General features: G+C 54.1%; 1 rRNA gene. It reads right to left on the bottom strand.

From position 1 onward, the window contains the following. Positions 1–229 (bottom strand): 23S ribosomal RNA (locus H6B10_RS16565); the annotation flags it as partial.

The following is a 229-nucleotide window of genomic DNA, read 5'->3' on the forward strand; positions in this document are numbered from 1 at the left end:
TTGCGGTACGGGCACCTTAGATATACACGCAGCTTTTCTCGCCTCTCATCCAGCCAGACTTCGGTACTATATTTCCCTCGATCACTACCGGAACCAACACCCGGCTCTGACCTTTTAAAAGTGTCCCTGCGCTTAAATCTTTCGGTGGGGACGGAATCTCTACCGTCTGTGCATCGGCTACGCCTTTCGGCCTCACCTTAGCTCCCGCCTAACTTGGAGCGGACGAACC

Source organism: Gemmiger formicilis (assembly GCF_016901605.1).
Taxonomy (GTDB): Bacteria; Bacillota; Clostridia; order Oscillospirales; family Ruminococcaceae; genus Gemmiger; species Gemmiger formicilis_B.